Source organism: Marinihelvus fidelis (assembly GCF_008725655.1).
GTDB classification, from domain to species: Bacteria; Pseudomonadota; Gammaproteobacteria; order Xanthomonadales; family SZUA-36; genus Marinihelvus; species Marinihelvus fidelis.
Window position 1 is genome coordinate 261,244 of record NZ_VYXP01000004.1, and the last position, 16,107, is coordinate 277,350.

Annotated in this window: 16 protein-coding genes; 9 read left to right on the forward strand and 7 right to left on the reverse strand. The window is 68.0% G+C overall.

Translation table 11 applies throughout. The annotated features are described in order from the left end of the window. Positions 1–9 precede the first annotated feature (9 nt). The 6 genes from F3N42_RS07660 to F3N42_RS07685 all read left to right on the forward strand — a co-directional run bounded on the left by F3N42_RS07660 (position 10) and on the right by F3N42_RS07685 (position 5,796). A complete protein-coding gene (locus F3N42_RS07660; protein ID WP_150863828.1) occupies positions 10–582 on the forward strand; it encodes a LemA family protein in 573 nt (190 codons plus the stop codon). Continuing rightward, complete coding sequence (locus F3N42_RS07665; RefSeq protein ID WP_150863829.1) at positions 569–2,302, forward strand: DUF2207 domain-containing protein; 1,734 nt, start codon at positions 569–571, stop codon at positions 2,300–2,302. The genes F3N42_RS07660 and F3N42_RS07665 overlap by 14 nt, the downstream gene beginning before the upstream one ends. 72 nt (positions 2,303–2,374) lie before the next feature. After that, positions 2,375–3,016: a transcriptional repressor LexA gene (lexA, locus tag F3N42_RS07670; RefSeq protein ID WP_150863830.1), complete on the forward strand. Its 642-nt coding sequence runs from the start codon at positions 2,375–2,377 to the stop codon at positions 3,014–3,016. Then, complete coding sequence (gene imuA, locus F3N42_RS07675) at positions 3,016–3,693, forward strand: translesion DNA synthesis-associated protein ImuA (RefSeq protein ID WP_150863831.1); 678 nt, start codon at positions 3,016–3,018, stop codon at positions 3,691–3,693. Before lexA ends, imuA begins: the two co-directional genes overlap by 1 nt. Next, the gene (locus tag F3N42_RS07680; protein ID WP_150863832.1) at positions 3,686–5,107 is read left to right on the forward strand and encodes a Y-family DNA polymerase; all 1,422 of its coding nucleotides are present in this window, start codon (positions 3,686–3,688) and stop codon (positions 5,105–5,107) included. The genes imuA and F3N42_RS07680 overlap by 8 nt, the downstream gene beginning before the upstream one ends. Positions 5,108–5,157: 50 nt before the next feature. Next, the gene (locus F3N42_RS07685; protein ID WP_150863833.1) at positions 5,158–5,796 is read left to right on the forward strand and encodes a DUF502 domain-containing protein; all 639 of its coding nucleotides are present in this window, start codon (positions 5,158–5,160) and stop codon (positions 5,794–5,796) included. On the opposite strand, the gene F3N42_RS07690 is transcribed toward F3N42_RS07685, so the two are convergent. Genes F3N42_RS07690 through F3N42_RS07710 form a run of 5 tightly spaced genes read right to left on the reverse strand, consistent with a single transcriptional unit; the run spans position 5,771 to position 10,132 of the window. Continuing rightward, a complete protein-coding gene (locus F3N42_RS07690) occupies positions 5,771–6,553 on the reverse strand; it encodes a type III pantothenate kinase (RefSeq protein ID WP_150863834.1) in 783 nt (260 codons plus the stop codon). The two genes, F3N42_RS07685 and F3N42_RS07690, sit on opposite strands and share 26 nt — an antisense overlap. Continuing rightward, a complete protein-coding gene (gene coaBC, locus F3N42_RS07695) occupies positions 6,537–7,811 on the reverse strand; it encodes a bifunctional phosphopantothenoylcysteine decarboxylase/phosphopantothenate--cysteine ligase CoaBC (protein WP_150863835.1) in 1,275 nt (424 codons plus the stop codon). The genes F3N42_RS07690 and coaBC overlap by 17 nt, the downstream gene beginning before the upstream one ends. 1 nt (position 7,812) lies before the next feature. Continuing rightward, on the reverse strand, positions 7,813–8,574 hold the full coding sequence (panC, locus tag F3N42_RS07700; protein WP_150863836.1) for a pantoate--beta-alanine ligase: 762 nt from the start codon (positions 8,572–8,574) through the stop codon (positions 7,813–7,815). After that, the gene (gene panB, locus F3N42_RS07705; protein WP_150863837.1) at positions 8,571–9,362 is read right to left on the reverse strand and encodes a 3-methyl-2-oxobutanoate hydroxymethyltransferase; all 792 of its coding nucleotides are present in this window, start codon (positions 9,360–9,362) and stop codon (positions 8,571–8,573) included. The genes panC and panB overlap by 4 nt, the downstream gene beginning before the upstream one ends. After that, positions 9,359–10,132, reverse strand: coding sequence for a Rossmann-like and DUF2520 domain-containing protein (locus tag F3N42_RS07710; RefSeq protein ID WP_150863838.1), 774 nt, complete (start codon positions 10,130–10,132; stop codon positions 9,359–9,361). Before F3N42_RS07710 ends, panB begins: the two co-directional genes overlap by 4 nt. Positions 10,133–10,302: 170 nt before the next feature. Between F3N42_RS07710 and F3N42_RS07715 the strand changes: the two genes are divergently transcribed. From F3N42_RS07715 to F3N42_RS07725, 3 genes are all read left to right on the forward strand, one after another. Beyond that, positions 10,303–13,428, forward strand: coding sequence for an error-prone DNA polymerase (locus F3N42_RS07715; protein WP_150863839.1), 3,126 nt, complete (start codon positions 10,303–10,305; stop codon positions 13,426–13,428). A gap of 326 nt (positions 13,429–13,754) precedes the next feature. Beyond that, a complete protein-coding gene (locus F3N42_RS07720) occupies positions 13,755–14,084 on the forward strand; it encodes a c-type cytochrome (RefSeq protein ID WP_150863840.1) in 330 nt (109 codons plus the stop codon). Continuing rightward, positions 14,084–14,422, forward strand: coding sequence for a c-type cytochrome (locus F3N42_RS07725; RefSeq protein WP_150863841.1), 339 nt, complete (start codon positions 14,084–14,086; stop codon positions 14,420–14,422). The genes F3N42_RS07720 and F3N42_RS07725 overlap by 1 nt, the downstream gene beginning before the upstream one ends. Before the next feature lie 45 nt (positions 14,423–14,467). Here the strand turns inward: F3N42_RS07725 and F3N42_RS07730 are convergent, their stop codons facing one another. After that, positions 14,468–15,076 carry an NfuA family Fe-S biogenesis protein gene (locus F3N42_RS07730; RefSeq protein ID WP_150863842.1) on the reverse strand — a complete coding sequence of 203 codons (609 nt, stop codon included), beginning with the start codon at positions 15,074–15,076 and terminating at the stop codon, positions 14,468–14,470. Beyond that, positions 15,073–16,107 carry an alpha/beta hydrolase gene (locus F3N42_RS07735; protein ID WP_150863843.1) on the reverse strand — a complete coding sequence of 345 codons (1,035 nt, stop codon included), beginning with the start codon at positions 16,105–16,107 and terminating at the stop codon, positions 15,073–15,075. The genes F3N42_RS07730 and F3N42_RS07735 overlap by 4 nt, the downstream gene beginning before the upstream one ends.

Sequence of the window (16,107 nt, forward strand, 5' to 3'; positions counted from 1 at the left end):
GACAATGACATGGCCTGGCTGATCGGGCTGGCACTGGTCGCGCTCGCCGTCTACGCGATCGTCACCTACAACCGCCTGGTCAGGGCCCGTAACGTGATGGCGGAGGCCTGGGCCGGGATCGATGTGCAGTTGCAGCGGCGCCATGAGCTGGTGCCCAACCTGGTGGCTGTCACGCGACAGTACGCCAGCCATGAATCCACCGTCCTCGAAGACGTCACCCGGGCACGGGGCGCCGCCCCGGACACCACGGGCGCAAAGGCGCCCGGCCAGCACGGCATGGAATCGCTGGCGTCCCGGGAGAGTGACCTGTCGCGGGCGCTGGGCCGCCTGGTCATGCTGGCCGAGCAATACCCCGAGCTGAAAGCCGCACAGGTGTTCAGCCAACTGCACGCCAGCCTGGTCGACACCGAGGACCACCTGCAGTACGCGCGCCGTTATTACAACGGCGCCGTGCGCGACCTCAACAACGCGGTCGAGAGCTTTCCCGCCAACCTGGTGGCGCGCCTGTTTGGTTTCCGCACCGGGGCGTTTTTCGAGATCGAGTTCGCCAGCCAGCGCGAGGTGCCGGATGTCCGGCTCTAGGCGCCCCTTGCGGGCCCTGCTGCTGGCCGGGCTTATGCTGGCCACCGGCATGGCTGCGGCAAAGGCCGATGAGCGTGTGCTGGACTACGACGTCGACATCACCATCCGCCCCGATGCCCGCCTGGATATCATCGAGACCATCACCGTGCGCGCCGAGGGCAAGCAGATCCGGCGCGGCATTTACCGGGACTTCCCCACCCGTTACAAGGCCCGCTTCGATACCACGGTCCGGGTGGGCTTCGATGTGCACGAGGTCACACGCGACGGCCAGCCCACACCGTGGCACAGCGTCCGCCAGTTCAACGGCGTTCGCGTCTATATCGGCGACAAGGATACGCAACTTGCCCCGGGCACCTACCGGTACCGCCTGCGCTACCAGACCTACCGGCAACTGGGCTATTTCGACAGTTACGACGAGTTGTGGTGGAACGTCACCGGCCTGGGTTGGGCATTTCCCATCGACCGGGCTACCGCAACGGTGCACCTGCCCGCCGATGTCGAGCCCGGCGACCTGCAACTCAATGCCTGGACGGGCAGCTACGGCCGCACCGAATCGGACGTCGAGCAGACCATCGTCGACACGCGCACGGTGCAGTTCCGGGCCACGGCCATGCAGGACCCCGGCGGCGGCCTGACCGTCGCCGTCGCCTGGCCTAAAGGGTTGGTGCACGTGCCCGGATTCGGCGAGAAAATGCGCTGGTTCGTGGCCGACAACCTGGGCATCGGGGTGCTGGCGGCCGGCCTGCTGGCTACGCTGGCCTGGTACCTGTGGGCGTGGAACCGCGTGGGCCGCGACCCGGAGAAGGGCGTCATCATTCCGCGGTTCAAGCCCCCGGCCGGCCTGTCCCCGGCAGCCTGTGCGTACATCATGGACATGACCCTGAAGGACGAGGCGTTCACGGCCGCGGTCATCAGCCTGGGGGTCAAGGGTCACCTGTCGATCGAGGAGGCGGATGGCGAGTACACGCTGCGCCGCCGCCACGGGCGCCCCAAGGCGCCGCCTTCACCGGGCGAGCAGGTGGTCTTCGACGCCCTGTTGCCAAAGGGCACCGACTATGTGCGCATGAAGCAGGACAACCACAAGGCCTTCGCCGCGGCGCGCTGGGGCCTGCTGCTGGCGCTGTCGCGCGAATACAAGGGCAGCCTGTTCCGCTTCAACGGTCACTACGCCCTGCCCGCGTTTGCCATCAGCGCGATCGCCGCGGTGATCTCGGTGCCGCTGGCTGCCGGGCCCTTCGCCTGGGTGATTGCCGGCGCACTGGCCCTGCCCTTGCATGGCCTGTTCCTGTTCCTGCTGCGCGCGCCGACGATCGCCGGGCGACGGATCATGGACGAGATCGAGGGCTTCCGGATGTACCTGGGCACGGCCGAGCGCGACCGTCTGCAGGCCATGCGCTCACCGGCGCTGACGCCGGAAGTGTTCGAGCGCTTCCTGCCTTACGCCTTCGCGCTCGAAGTGGAGAATGACTGGTGCCGCCGGTTTGAGCGCGAGTTCCCGCAGCCGGCCGAGCGCGACTCGGGCTTCAGCCCGGCCTGGTACAGCGGTGATTTCAGCATGAACGGCTCGGGTTCGGCCCTGAACCGGATGTCGTCGGGCTTTGGCAGCGACCTGGGTGGCGCCATCTCTGCGTCCTCTCGCCCACCGGGCTCGTCATCGGGCTCCGGCGGGGGTGGCTTTTCCGGCGGTGGGGGCGGCGGAGGCGGCGGGGGCGGCTGGTAATTCCAGCGCCAGTCATGGCTTGAAAAACCGGCGTGGTCTGTATATATTTACACCATGCAACGGAGCCGCCCCATGACCCAGGACAACCTCACCAAACGCCAGCAGGAAATCCTCAACTTTATCTCTGAACATATTGATCAGAATGGGTTTCCTCCAACCCGGAATGAGCTATGCGCCTTTTTCGGCTTCCGTTCGCCGAATGCCGCCGAGAGTCACCTGAAGGCGCTTGACCGCAAGGGTGTCATCCAGCTGGGGCGGGGGCGCTCCAGGGGCATCACCCTGACCGCGCTGGCCCGTGCCAGCCTGCCCGCCGCCGGTGGCCGCACACCGCTGCCCCTGGTGGGCCGGGTCGCCGCCGGCAGCCCCGTGCTGGCCGAGGAGAACATCGAGAACGAATACCGTTTCGACCCGGCGCTGTTTTCGCCACGGCCGCACTACCTGCTGCGCGTACAGGGCATGAGCATGCGTGACGCGGGCATCCTCGATGGCGACCTGCTGGCGGTGCACCGCGTGCCGGAGGCGCGCAACGGCCAGATCGTGGTCGCCCGCATCGAGGACGAGGTCACCGTCAAGCGGTTCCACCGTGATGGCCGCCGGGTCACGCTACTGCCCGAGAACCCCGACTTTTCCCCCATCGAGATCGACCTGGCCCACCAGCACCTCGAAATCGAGGGCCTGGGTGTCGGCGTCATTCGCAGCCACCTGACAGGCTGATGCGCCCGGCCCCGCGCCAGGCGCCGGGGCATCCGCTGGTCTGGCGGGGCGGCCAACGCCAACACGCGCTGCCTGTCCTGCCCAGCGGGCACCCGGTTCTGGATCAACACCTGCCGGGCGGCGGCTGGCCGGTCGGCGCGCTGACCGAATTACGCCCAGCCCGGCCCGGGCTCGGTGAGTTCTGGCTGCTATTGCCGTTGCTCGCACGGGTCACCCACGGTGGCGGCTGGGCCATCCTGGTCAACCCGCCCTGGATCCCCTACCCGCCGGCACTGCGCGGCCATGGCATCGAGCTGAAGCGCCTGCTGCGGGTACAGACCGGCGGCGCCGCGGATACCCTGTGGGCCTGCGAGCAGGCCCTGCGGGGCGCGCGGGGCGGCACGGTCCTGGCCTGGGCAGGCGACGACCGCCGCCAGGGTGCATTCAGCCAGCTGCGGCGCCTGCAACTGGCCGCGCGTGACGGCCACAAGCCGGCCTTCCTGTTTGCCGCGCCCGGCGACGCGTCGCGGGCCACGCCCGCGGCCCTGTGCCTGGGCCTGGACGCCGGCAAGCGTGGCCTGGAGATCCGGCTGCTGAAATGCCGTGGCCACCGCCCCGCACAGCCCATCCACCTGCGCCGCCCGCACGATGACGACGCCATCATGATGGCCACGCCAATCCCCACCGGTCATGCCTGAAGCCTGGCTGGCGGTATGGCTGCCACGCCTGGCGCTCGACCTGGTAACCCGCGCTGGCCAGCCGGCCGTCACCGCCATGGCGATCACCGAGGCCCACCGGGGGCGCGCGGTCATCGTTGACATGAACGACCCGGCCGCCGGCCACGGCGTGCGCCCCGGCATGCCGGTGACGGCGGCGCTCGGGCTCTGCGGCGAGCTGGTGCTACGTGAACGCAACCTTGCGGCGGAGGAACAGGCCCTGCAGCGCCTGGCCGCCTGGGCCTACCAGTACAGCAGCCGCGTCTCGGTTGGCGACGGCGAGCACGTGCTGTACCTGGAGGCCGGCGCCAGCCAGCGCCTGTTCGGCGCCGCGGCCGCCCTGGCCTCGCGCCTGGCGGATGAACTGGCCGCGCTGGGCTACCAGGCCCGAACCGGCACGGCGCCCACGCCCGCTGCCGCCCGCCTGGCCGCGCGCCTGGGCCAGGACATCGCGGACCGCGAGCAACTGGAGCAGTGCCTGGCGCGCCTGCCGCTGGAGCAACTCGACCTGTCATCCACCGAGCGCCGCTCATTGTTGCGCATGGGGTTTCGCACCACCGGCGAAATCCTGGGCCTGCCACGGGCGGAACTGGCCCGCCGCCTCGACCCGCCGCTGCTGGCGCGGCTCGACCGCCTGCGCGGGTTACGGCCCGACCCCCGCCCGGCCTGGCATCCCTCTGCGCACTACCGGGCCCACCTGGACCTGGCCGCCGAGGTCCACCAGGCCCAGGGTCTGCTGTTTCCGCTGCAACGCATGGTGCAGGAACTCTGCGGCGTGCTGCGCGGCGGCGACCAGGGCATCCAGCAACTGGACATCAGGCTGGCCCTGCGCAAGGGCCGGCACCGCTTCAGCCTGGGCCTGCAATCGCCGGGGCGCGACGAGGCCCGCATGGTCAGCCTGCTGCGGGAGCGGCTGGAGCACCTGCGCCTGCCGTCCCCGGCGCTGGCCATCGACCTGCATGTCGCCCGGCTGCTGCCCTTCGAGGCCCCGGCCGGCGACCTGTTTGGCCAGGCCGCGGATGACGAGGCCGGTGACAGCCTGCGCACCGTGCTCGAACGCCTGGGCGCGCGGCTGGGCGATGCGGCCATCACCGGCCTGGGGGGCGTCGAGGAACACCGCCCGGAGTACAGCTGGACCCAGCCGCCACCGGGCGAAGACAGCCCCTGCCCCGCGCTGCCGCATCGTCCCACCTGGCTATGCCAGCCGCCGCGCCGCTGCGATGTCGGCCAGTACCGGGTGCTGGCTGGCCCGGAGCGGATCGAGGCCGGCTGGTGGGATGGCCATGACTGCCGGCGCGATTACTACGTCATGCGCGACCCGGACGGCGCCACCGTGTGGGTCTACCGGGAGTTCAAGCCGGCCCCCGGCTGGTACCTGCAGGGCATCTTCGGATAGGCGCGCAGGAAAGCTTTGCGTCGTATCGGGAAATTGCGTAACTTTCCAGCATGAACCGAATCGGATCGTTATTCCTGAAGGGGCTGGTGGTCACCATTCCGGTGGCGATGACCATCGCCATTGTCTGGTGGTTTGCCGCCACCGCGGAGCGCGTGCTCGGTGGCCTGCTCACGGAAATCCTGCCCGGCGGCTGGTATGTCCCCGGCATGGGCCTGGCATCGGCCGTGGGGCTGGTGCTACTGGTGGGCGTGCTGTCCCATGTGCTGTTTTTCCAGAAGCTGTTCTTCTGGAGCGAGGCCTGGCTGAACCGCCTGCCCCTGATCAAGACGATCTACACCGCCATCAAGGATTTCATCGGCTACTTCAGCCCCGAGCAGCAGGGGCAACTGTCGAAGGTGGTGCTGGTCACCCTGCCGGGCCAGCGCTACCAGTGCCTGGGTTTTGTCACCCGCGAGGCCTTCGATGACCTGCCGTTGCCGCTGGCGGTTGACGATGCCGTAGCCGTGTACCTGCCGATGAGTTACCAGATTGGCGGTTACACGCTGTACCTGCCGCGTGAATGCATTACGGCGGTCGACATCAGCTTCGAGGAAGGCATGCGCCTGGCCATCACCGGCGGTGTCACCCGCCGTCCGGCCAGCCCGACACCACCGGCCGGAATGGTCAGTGGGACGCCGGAAGATTCATGACCAGCGCCATCAGCAGGCCACGTAGCACCAGGTCCGGGGCCTGGTTGTCATAGAGCCCGGCCTCGGCAAACAGCGAGGCAAAGCCACCCGTGGCGATTACGCGGGGCTTCTTCCCATCGAACATTTCCGCCGTCAGGTGCGCGCAGATCGTGCTCAGCGCACCCAGGTGACCAAAGTACAGCCCGGACTGGATACTGGCCGCGGTGGTCCGGCCCAGGCACTTGTCGGGGCGGATGATCTCGACCGAACTGAGCCGCGCGGTGCCCTGGTCCAGGGCCTGCATGGACAGCCGCAACCCCGGGATGATCGCGCCACCCAGGTAATCCCGTTCCGCGCTGATGGCATCGACCGTGGTGGCGGTGCCAAGGTCGATAATGAGCAGGTTCTCATCCGGAAACATGCCGGTACCGGCAATCGCATTGGCGATGCGGTCGGAGCCAACCTCGACCGGGTTGCGATAGAGGATCTTCAGCCCGGTCTTGACCCCCGCCTTGAGAATGAACGGGCGCACGCCGAAGTATTTCTGCATGGATCCAGCGATGCTGTAGACCAGTTCCGGGACAACGCTGCACAGCGCCACGTTGGTGATGGCGTCCGGGTCGAAACCGTTCTCGCGCAAGACCGAGCGGAAAAACAACCCCAGTTCATCGGATGACGAGCGCCCGCTGGACGTGCGCCGAAAGGTCAGCCTGAGCTGGTCGCCCTCGAACAGGCCGCCGTAGATATGGCTGTTGCCGACATCAAGACATAGAATCATCGCTTGCCACCCCCTCATGGCGTTGGCTATCCCCTGACGGATCATACCCCGGCGCCCTGCCCAGCCTCGAGACCAGCACCTCGGCCAGTGCCCGCGGACCATCGATATCACGGCTGTCGCCGCCGGACTCATGCAGTCGCATGGGATGATGATCCACGCCGATTGTTTCAAGATCATTATGGACGATGGCGTCCACGCCGCCACGGCCAAACTGGCGGGCCACGGCGTCGGCCACGGCATCGGGCCCGGCGCCGACCGTCAGCTTGAAGCCGATGACCTTGATGTCATCGTTCAATGACCGCGCCTTCAGGCCGTTGAGCAGTTTCGGGTTCGGCGCCAGGCGCAGCACCAGGTCGCCGTTGCTACCCAGCTTGGCACCACCGGGCGCGTGGCCGTCGATGCCGGCGACGTGAAAATCACTGACCGCGGCCAGGTGAACCACGCCATCGTGGCCTTGTTCGCCCAGCAGGCGGCCCAGTGCCGTGTCGAGATCCGAAAACGTGACGAAGGTTTCCTGCCGGCAAGGCGTGCTCGGGCGCACCGCGTCGGCCGCGCCCAGCCAGGTGACCTCACAGCCCAGTTCGACCAGGCGGTCCGTCAGCACCGCTGCGGTTCGGCCACTGCTGCCGTTACCGATATGCCGGACCGCGTCGATCAGCTCGCGCGTGCCGCCCGCGGTCACCAGTACACGGCACCCGTTGCCGGGCGCGTCCTGGCTCAGCAGGCTCTCGATGGTGTCAATAACGCGCTCAGGCTCGAGCATGCGCCCTTCACCCTGCTCACCACAGGCCAGTGCGCCCGCACCCACGGGCAGCACGTGCGCGCCCCATTCACCCAGGCGCCGCACGGCCTCGCGCGTTGCCGGGTAGTTCCACATGCGGGTGTTCATGGCGGGGACGATAAACATCGGCAGCCCCCGGCCCCAGGCCGCCTGCCAGAGCGTACTGACGGCCTCGTCGGCGATGCCCGCCGCCAGCTTGTTGAGCAGGTTGGACGTCGCCGGGCAGACAACGACCATGTCGGCCCAGCGGGCGAGTTCGACATGGTCCATGATGCGTCCCGACGTGAACGTGTCGTCGAACACCGGTTCCCCGCTCAGCCCCTCCAGCGTGGCCGACCCGACGAAGGAACGCACCGACGGCGTGCAGGCTACGCGCACGGCATGGCCGGCCTTGCGCCAGGTGGAAATCAGCGTGGTCGCCTTGGCGCAGGCGATGGAGCCGGACATCATCAGCAGGATCTTGCGTGAAGGCGTCATGTCATGACTCCAGTGCAATGTTATCGATCAGCCGGGTGCTGCCCAGCCGAACCGCACCCAGGCGGCGGCCGTCGATATCCTCGACATAGTCGACGTCAAACCCGGCCGCCTGCAGCGCCTGGGCCGCGTCATCGGCGGACGCCTGTTGCACCAGCGCACGATGAAACCCCGGCGCCATGGCACGCTCGGCCGGGCTCAGCCGCTGGTTCCGTGAAGACAGGGCCAGGCCATCGCCTTCCCGTACCGTCGGGCAGCCGACGATGTCGACCGGCATGAAAAAGGCCTCGACCATGCCACGGACCAGCGCCAGCTGCTGCCAGTCCTTTTCGCCGAAGTAGGCCCGCGCCGGGCGCACCAGGTTGAACAGCTTCATGACCACGGACAACACGCCGTCAAAATGCCCGGGACGGTGGGCGCCACACAGGCGTGACGACAGCCCCGATTCGGCCACGCGATAACGGTAACCATCCGGGTACAGGGCGCCGTAGTCGGGGACCAGCACGTCATCCACGCCCCAGGCTCGCAGCTTGTCCAGGTCGCCGTCGAGATCGGCCGGGTACGCATCCAGGTCGGCGCGCTGGTCGAACTGGGTCGGGTTGACGAACAGGCTGACCACGGTGCGTTCGTTGCCGTTGACGCTGGCCTCAACCAGTGAGCGGTGACCGGCATGCAGCGCGCCCATGGTGGGCACGAAGCCAAGTTCACCGGTGCGAAGTGCCCGGCGATGGGCCTGCCACTGGCCCAGGTCATCGAAGCGGTTCATCCCGCGTAGCGCTCTTCAGGCGCCGGAAATGCCCGCTCACGGACGTCGGAGGCGTACTGGTCCAGCGCCTGGCACACCTGTGCCCGGCCATCCATGTACTGACGCACGAACTTCGGTTTGAAGCCATCGGTCAGGCCCAGCAGGTCATGCATGACCAGGACCTGGCCATCGGTCCGGTCTCCGGCGCCAATGCCGATGGTGACGATATCGAGCGACCGCGTGATAGCCTCGGCCAGGCTCTCCGGCACGCATTCAAGCACCAGCGCGAAGCACCCGGCCGCCTGGCATTCACGGGCCTCGCGCATCAGCCGGGCGCGGTCATCCTCGCTGCGCCCCTGGACCCGGAAGCCACCCAGCTGGTTGACCGCCTGCGGCGTCAGGCCCAGGTGCCCCATGACCGGCACGCCGGAGGCGACGATATGCCTGACCAGGTCCGCCTGGCCCTCGATGCCCTCGATCTTGACCGCGCTGGCCCCGGCCTTCATGACCGCTTCAACCGCGTCCATCGCGGCCTCTAGCCCCTTGCGGGTGGCCAGGAACGGCAGGTCGGCGACAACAAAGGTCTCCGGCGCACCACGGCGCACCGCGCGCACGTGCATGGCCATCTCGTCGACGCTGATCGGCAGCGTGGTGTCGTGGCCATGCATGACCATCGCGGCGCTGTCGCCGACGAGGATCATGTCGATAGCCGAGTCCGCGACGATGCGGGCCATCGTGTAGTCATAGCAGGTGACCATGACGATGGCCTCGCGGCCCTTCTTGCGTTCCGGGAAATTCAGGATGTTCACGAGGCACGCTCCTTCCCGGTCACCACCGGGGTAATGGTGCGGGCCGCGTGCAGGCGCTCGAAGGCGCCGTAGATGTCCGCCAGCGGGTCACCAGCGAGGACCGCGCGATGGCGCTGCAGGGTGCCCTCGTCACCGCGGTCAAGCGGACCCGTCAGTGCGGCGTCCGGTGCCGCCAGCCAGTTGTCCAGGGATTGCTGCAGGTATGGCCCGAGCAGGTCGGCCGACAGGCCCAGGTCACCCTTCATGCGCTCGGCGGCCGCGCTCCAGAGCAACTGCGGGAAGTTGCCGGCCACCACGCACAGGGCGTGGTAAAGCGCTTTTTGCTCCACCGGCAAGACGTGGTGCGGATTGGGCAGGCCCGGGAGCAGCGTGTCGAATGCCTGCCCTTCTTCCACCAGGAATGGAATCCGCCGATACTGGTCCAGCGTGTATTCGCCGTCATTGAAGGTCATCAGCGGGTGGGCCCCGGCAACGCCCGGCAGGCTCAGCGCGCCCGAGCAGTGCACCAGGGTGTGCTGGTGCAGGAACGGGTACTGGCGCAGCAGGCCGGCGATGGCGTCGTCGCTGACCGGTAACAACACGTGGGTGGCGGGCTCCAGCGCCTGGCGCAGGCGTGCCCCGGCATCGGCGTGGCGCGCGGTGTTGGCCAGGGAGGCACGGCGACGCGCCCAGCCCGTGTGGCGAATGCCCAGCAAATCGAAGTAACGGCGCAGGTGTCGCGCCAGGCGACCGTCACCAAGGACGGCGTAATGGATGTCGTGGTCTTTCATGGTACCTGTCCTTCGGGATCAAGTCCGGTCTGTCGTGTTCAAGTGGTTGTGGCCCGCACCCCTGGGCTGTTCGTCGCCGCCTTCCGGTCGGCGCGGCCTGCTCGGACGCGGCTAAGTATTATAACAGGATATGAAGGTGTATATTATTACAGCTATTGACCCTTCAGCCCATGACCGAGACACCCACCCCCTACGCCGAACTCGCCTGCATCAGCAATTTCACCTTCCTGGCCGGGGCCTCGCACCCCCAGGAACTGGTGGGGCGTGCGGCCGAACTCGGCTATTCCGCGCTGGCGCTGGCCGACGAGTGCTCGCTGGCGGGCGTGGTGCGTGGCCACGAGGAGGCCGTTCGGCGCCGGCAGGCGGGCCAGCCCATCGAGCTGATCCCGGGCAGCCGCTTTCGCCTGGACGATGGCTCGGCGCTGGTATTGCTGCCGATGGACAGCGACGGCTACGCGCAACTCTGCGGCCTGGTCACACGCGCCCGCCGCAGGGCGCCCAAGGGCCGCTACCGGCTCGACAACCGCGACCTCGAAAGCGGCCTGGCGCGCTGCCTTGCCCTGTGGCTTCCGGCCGATGAAGACGACAGCGGCACCGCATGCTGGGTCGCGGAGCATTTTCCGGGGCGTGCCTGGCTGGCCGTGAACCTGTGCCTGGGCCCCGATGACCGGCGGCGCCTGGAGCGGCTTTCGCGCCTGGCCGCGATGGCCGGGTTACCGATGACCGCCTGCGGCGACGTCCGCATGCACCATCGGCCACGGCGCATGCTGCACGACCTGCTGGCCGCCATCCGCCACGGTTGCACGGTGCGGGAACTGGGCTTCCGCGCCCTGCCCTCCGGTGAACGCCACCTGCGCCCGGTCGACGAACTGCGCCGGCGCTACCCCGACGCCCTGTTGGCAGAAACGGGCGTTATCGCCGCGCGCTGCGAATTCCGCATGGACCAGGTGCGCTACCAGTACCCCCGGGAAGTGGTGCCGGCGGGCCTGACAGCCACCGCCCACCTGCGCCAGCTGACCGAGGCCGGCATGCGCCAGCGCTGGCCCGGCGGCGTGGCCGACAGCGTACGCGCCCAGGTGGAACACGAACTGGCGCTGATCGGCGAGCTGGGCTACGAGCCCTTTTTCCTGACCGTGCACGATATCGTCCAGTTCGCCCGCGGCCAGGGCATCCTGTGCCAGGGCCGCGGCTCGGCCGCCAACTCCGCGGTCTGCTACTGCCTGGGCATTACCGAGGTCGACCCGGCGCGGATGAGCATGCTGTTCGAGCGCTTCATCTCCCGCGAGCGTGACGAGCCACCGGATATCGACGTCGACTTCGAGCACCAGCGCCGCGAAGAGGTCATCCAGTACATCTACCGCAAATACGGGCGCGAGCGTGCCGCCCTGGCCGCCACCATCATCAGCTACCGCCCCCGCAGCGCAGTGCGCGATGTCGGCAAGGCACTGGGCTTCAGTGCCGACCAGCTCGAGCAGCTGGCCGGCAACCTGGCTTGGTGGGACCGGCCGGACGAGCTGGCGACCCGCCTGGCCGGCATCGGCCTGGACCCGGACAGCCTGCCGGTGCGGCAGCTGCTCTACCTGGTGCCGGAACTGTGCGGCTTCCCGCGCCACCTGTCCCAGCATGTCGGCGGTTTCGTCATCTCCGAGCAACCGCTGTCCTGCCTGGTCCCGGTGGAGAACGCGGCCATGGCGGACCGCACGGTCATCCAGTGGGACAAGGACGACCTGGAGACACTGGGGTTGCTGAAGGTCGACTGCCTGGCCCTGGGCATGCTGACAGCGATCCGCCGCTGCATCGACCTGGTCAACGGCTGGCAGGCGCCGACGCAGGCCACGGCGCTGTCGCTGGCCAGCATTCCCGCCGAGGATCCGGACACCTACGCGATGATCCAGCGCGCCGACACCGTGGGCGTATTCCAGGTGGAGTCGCGGGCCCAGATGGCCATGTTGCCGCGACTGAAACCCGCCTGCTTCTACGACCTGGTCATCGAGGTCGCCATCGTCCGGCCCGGCCCCATCCAGGGCGACATGGTGCACCCTTACCTGCGGCGCCGGCGCGGCGAAGAGTCGGTGGCGTACCCATCCGAGGACCTGCGCCGGGTGCTGGACCGCACCCTGGGGGTGCCCATCTTCCAGGAGCAGGTCATGCAGATTGCGATGGTGGCGGCCGGTTTCAGCGGCTCCGAGGCGGACCAGCTGCGCCGCTCCATGGCGGCCTGGGCGCGGCGCGGCGGGCTCGAGCCGCTGCGGCAGCGGCTGGTTGGCGGCATGCTTGAGCGCGGCTACAGCGCCGGCTTCGCGGAACAGATTTTCAACCAGATCAAGGGGTTTGGCGAGTACGGTTTTCCCGAGTCCCACGCCGCCAGCTTCGCCCTGCTGGTCTATGTCTCGGCCTGGCTCAAGCGCCACCACCCGGCCGCGTTCACGGCCGCGCTGCTGAACAGCCAGCCCATGGGCTTCTACACCGCCTCACAACTGGTCCAGGACGCCCGCCGCCACGGGGTCACGGTGCTGCCGGTCGACGCCCGCTACAGCGACTGGGACTGTGCGCTGGAGCGCGGCCGTGACGAGCACCCGGCGCTGCGCCTGGGGCTCCGCCAGGTGAAGGGTTTCGGCGAAGCCGCCGCCGCGCGCCTGTGCGCGGCCCGTGCGCGGCGCCCGTTCAACGACCTGGAGGACCTGTCCCGGCGCGCCGGGCTCGACCGCCGGGCGCTGTCGGCGCTGGCCGAGGCCTCGGCCCTGGGCGCGCTGGCCGGGCACCGGCACCGGGCCCGCTGGGAAGCCGCGGCGGTACGGCCGGTGCCCCGGGACCTGTTGCATGACGCGCCCGGGCGCGCCGACCCACAACAGGGCGCCATTGCCATCCGCCCTCCCTCGGCCATCGACGACCTGGAGGCCGACTACGCCTCGACCGGGCTGACCCTGGGGCGGCACCCGCTGGCGTTCATCCGCGCGCGGCTGCGCCAGCGGCGGGCCCAGGCCGCCGCGGCGCTGAACACCTGTGTCCATGGGACGCGGGTACGGGCCTGCGGCCTGGTCACCTTGCGCCAGCGGCCGCTGACCGCCAGCGGAACGATGTTCCTGACGCTCGAGGATGAGACCGGCAATGTCAACGTGGTGCTCTGGCAACGCACCTGGGAGCGCCAGCGCGCCGTGGTACTGGGCGCCCGGCTACTGGCCGTCGACGGCATCATGGAGAGCGATGGCGATGTCCACCACCTGATCGCCGAGCGGGTTCACGACTACTCGTCGCTGTTACCCGGCGTGGAGGCCCGTTCACGGGACTTCTGCTGAAGGGATGTAGGGCGGGCCGCCCCACCCCGGGTGACCAGACACCGGGGTGGAGGCGGTCCGGAGGAGCAGACCCGCGTGTGCGGATACTGGCGGGCCGGCCCCGTTCTTGCGCTTGCACCCACAAGATGCAAATTCCACGCCATACGTTTTTAGCTAAATATGTCAGTCACTTAGCCCATCTTTGGCCAGGCCAAACGATACGCAGGGTGGTCAATACCACCACCGCGTGGCCTAAATCACCGGAACGCACCAACCGGCTTTGGTTTGCCCCCGCCAGCCGGTATAATCGCTCCCCTTGTAGCGCACCAGCCGGAGAACACCCCGTTATGCCCAGATTCATTTTCGCGGTCATCGCGATTGCCGCCCTGCAGGCCACACCGGCCATGGCCGAAGGCGACCCGGAAGCCGGTCGCATCAAGGCCTACACCTGTAAAGGTTGCCACGGCATTCCGGACTACAAGAACATCTACCCGACCTACTCGGTACCCAAGATTGGTGGCCAGAACGAGGCCTACATCACCGCGGTGCTGAAGGCCTACCGTACCGGCGAGCGCAAACACCCGACCATGCAGGCCCAGGCCGAGAGCATGACCGACCAGGATATCGCCGATATCGCCGCCTGGCTGGGCAGCCTGGACGACAAGGACGACTCGTGATGAACAGCACCAAGACACTCGCGGCCGTGATTGGCCTTGCCATTGCCCTGCCCCAGTTCGCGGTCGCCGCCGGTGACGCCGCTGCCGGCAAGGAAAAGTCCGTGCCCTGCCAGGCCTGCCATGGTGAAGACGGCCTGGGCATTGACCCGACCTACCCGAAACTGGCCGGCCAGCATGCCGACTACCTGGCCAAGTCCCTGGCCGACTACCGTGATGGGCGGCGCGTCAACCCGCTGATGAGCGGTTTTGCGACCAACCTGACCGACGAGGACATCGAGGACCTGGCGGCCTGGTACGCCAGCCTGGAAGGCCTGAAAGACCTGTCTGAGGTGAAGTGACCGCCGCGGGCGGCGCTTCGCCCGCAGCGAGAATCGAAGAATGAATTACCCGGCGGCCTGGTCGCCGGTTTCACGATCGTAGTACGGGTTCTCACCACTCTCATGATCGGTGGCATCGAGAATCGCGGTAATTTCCGGAAAGTGCTTCTTCAGCGTGGTCTCGATACCCTGCTTCAGGGTCACGCCCACCATTCCGCAGCCCTGGCAGCCGCCGCCAAACCGTAGCACCAGTTCGTTGGCCGGGGTCACGCGCTCCAGGTTCACGTGCCCGCCATGCGCGGCCAGGCCGGGGTTGACCTCCGCTTCCAGCACCCACTGGACCCGCTCGGCCAACGGCGCGTCCTCGGCAGGGGCGTTGCCCTTGATGCCCGGGGCACGAATGTTCAGCTGGCCGCCGGCATCGGCTACCTCGAAATCGATCTCGGCGCCTTCCAGCCACTCGGCGCTGGACGGTTCGACATGCACTTCGAAGCCGTCGAAATGCAACTGGCGGTCGTTGTCGTTGTGCCGGTCAGCGGGCCAGAACTGCAGGTCGCAGACGGCACGGGGTGTGCCGGGCGCCAGCACGCTGAGGCGCAGCGCCAGGCCATCGCCACCCTGCTGGTCAATCAGTTTGAGAAAATAGGCCTGCGCCGCCGGGCTGATGTCGATCACTGTCTTCCTTCCAGGGCGCCCGCCATTCTCGGCAGGGAGATGTCCAGGCGCCAGTCGATATGCGAATGGGTTCCGTCGAATTCTTCAAAATGGTGACGGATGTCGCGTTTTTCCAGTTCCGCCGACAACTGCCGGGTGCCGAACTGGATGTTGTACTGGTCCCGGTGGCCGACGTCGATGTGCAGGCACCGAAGGCCACGCAGCGCGTCGGCATGGTCATCGATCATGGTCAGCGGGTCGTGCCGCAGCCAGGCCGCCCAACGCTCGTCATCCAGCGCACAGGTGTGCACATCGAAGGGCAGACGGATGTGTTCGGGGTGGTCGGGGTCCGGGTCGTAGCTGGCGGCCATGGCCACGATCATCAGCGCGGTGAACTCACGACCGCCCGGCTGCCGCTTGCGCCAGAAGGCCTCCACCAGCGCCAGCGGGTCGCCACCGTATTCCGCCAGCACCTGCGCGGCGGTGCCGAATTCAGGCAGGAACACCCGGTCGAAGCCGCAGTCCCCCGCGTGTACGGCCGCCGCGCCCCAGGTGTCTGGGTGGCGCATGGCATGCACGAGCGCGCCGTAGCCGCCGGATGACTTGCCGAACACGCCCCGGCCCGCGGCACCGTCGACGACATTGAACTGCTCGCTGACGAACGGCACCAGTTCCTCGATGACGTGTGTCTCGTACCGGCCGACAGCCGGAGAATCCACGTACTGGTTACCGCCCAGCGAGGTGTACGCGTCCGGCATGACCACGACGACCGGCGGCAGGCCACCCTCGTGGATCAGCCGGTCGAGGCGCTGCGCCAGGTTTTCACCATGGTTGCGCCAGTTCAGGTGGCCGGGGCCGGCGTTGGTGAACGCGGCAAGGTCCCAGAGCGCGGCAAAGGGTGCACCCCCGTCTTCGTAGCCCGGCGGCAGGTACACGCACAGTTCCCGTTCATGCGGGTCGCGCCAGGGATTGTCCTGCAGGACAGATGAAACATGGCGCAAACGCCGCACCTGGCCTTGCGGCCATTCGATGGGAGGACGAACCCGGGGCAT

Bases quoted from the DNA above. Each gene is read 5' to 3' on its own strand.
- imuA (WP_150863831.1), top strand. From the start codon at position 3,016: ATGCGCCCGGCCCCGCGCCAGGCGCCGGGGCATCCGCTGGTCTGGCGG.
- F3N42_RS07685 (WP_150863833.1), top strand. From the start codon at position 5,158: ATGAACCGAATCGGATCGTTATTCCTGAAGGGGCTGGTGGTCACCATT.
- F3N42_RS07725 (WP_150863841.1), top strand. From the start codon at position 14,084: ATGAACAGCACCAAGACACTCGCGGCCGTGATTGGCCTTGCCATTGCC.
- F3N42_RS07665 (WP_150863829.1), top strand. From the start codon at position 569: ATGTCCGGCTCTAGGCGCCCCTTGCGGGCCCTGCTGCTGGCCGGGCTT.
- F3N42_RS07715 (WP_150863839.1), top strand. From the start codon at position 10,303: ATGACCGAGACACCCACCCCCTACGCCGAACTCGCCTGCATCAGCAAT.
- F3N42_RS07710 (WP_150863838.1), bottom strand. From the start codon at position 10,132: ATGAAAGACCACGACATCCATTACGCCGTCCTTGGTGACGGTCGCCTG.
- lexA (WP_150863830.1), top strand. From the start codon at position 2,375: ATGACCCAGGACAACCTCACCAAACGCCAGCAGGAAATCCTCAACTTT.
- F3N42_RS07680 (WP_150863832.1), top strand. From the start codon at position 3,686: ATGCCTGAAGCCTGGCTGGCGGTATGGCTGCCACGCCTGGCGCTCGAC.
- F3N42_RS07690 (WP_150863834.1), bottom strand. From the start codon at position 6,553: ATGATTCTATGTCTTGATGTCGGCAACAGCCATATCTACGGCGGCCTG.
- F3N42_RS07660 (WP_150863828.1), top strand. From the start codon at position 10: ATGGCCTGGCTGATCGGGCTGGCACTGGTCGCGCTCGCCGTCTACGCG.
- panC (WP_150863836.1), bottom strand. From the start codon at position 8,574: ATGAACCGCTTCGATGACCTGGGCCAGTGGCAGGCCCATCGCCGGGCA.
- coaBC (WP_150863835.1), bottom strand. From the start codon at position 7,811: ATGACGCCTTCACGCAAGATCCTGCTGATGATGTCCGGCTCCATCGCC.
- F3N42_RS07735 (WP_150863843.1), bottom strand. From the start codon at position 16,107: ATGCCCCGGGTTCGTCCTCCCATCGAATGGCCGCAAGGCCAGGTGCGG.
- F3N42_RS07720 (WP_150863840.1), top strand. From the start codon at position 13,755: ATGCCCAGATTCATTTTCGCGGTCATCGCGATTGCCGCCCTGCAGGCC.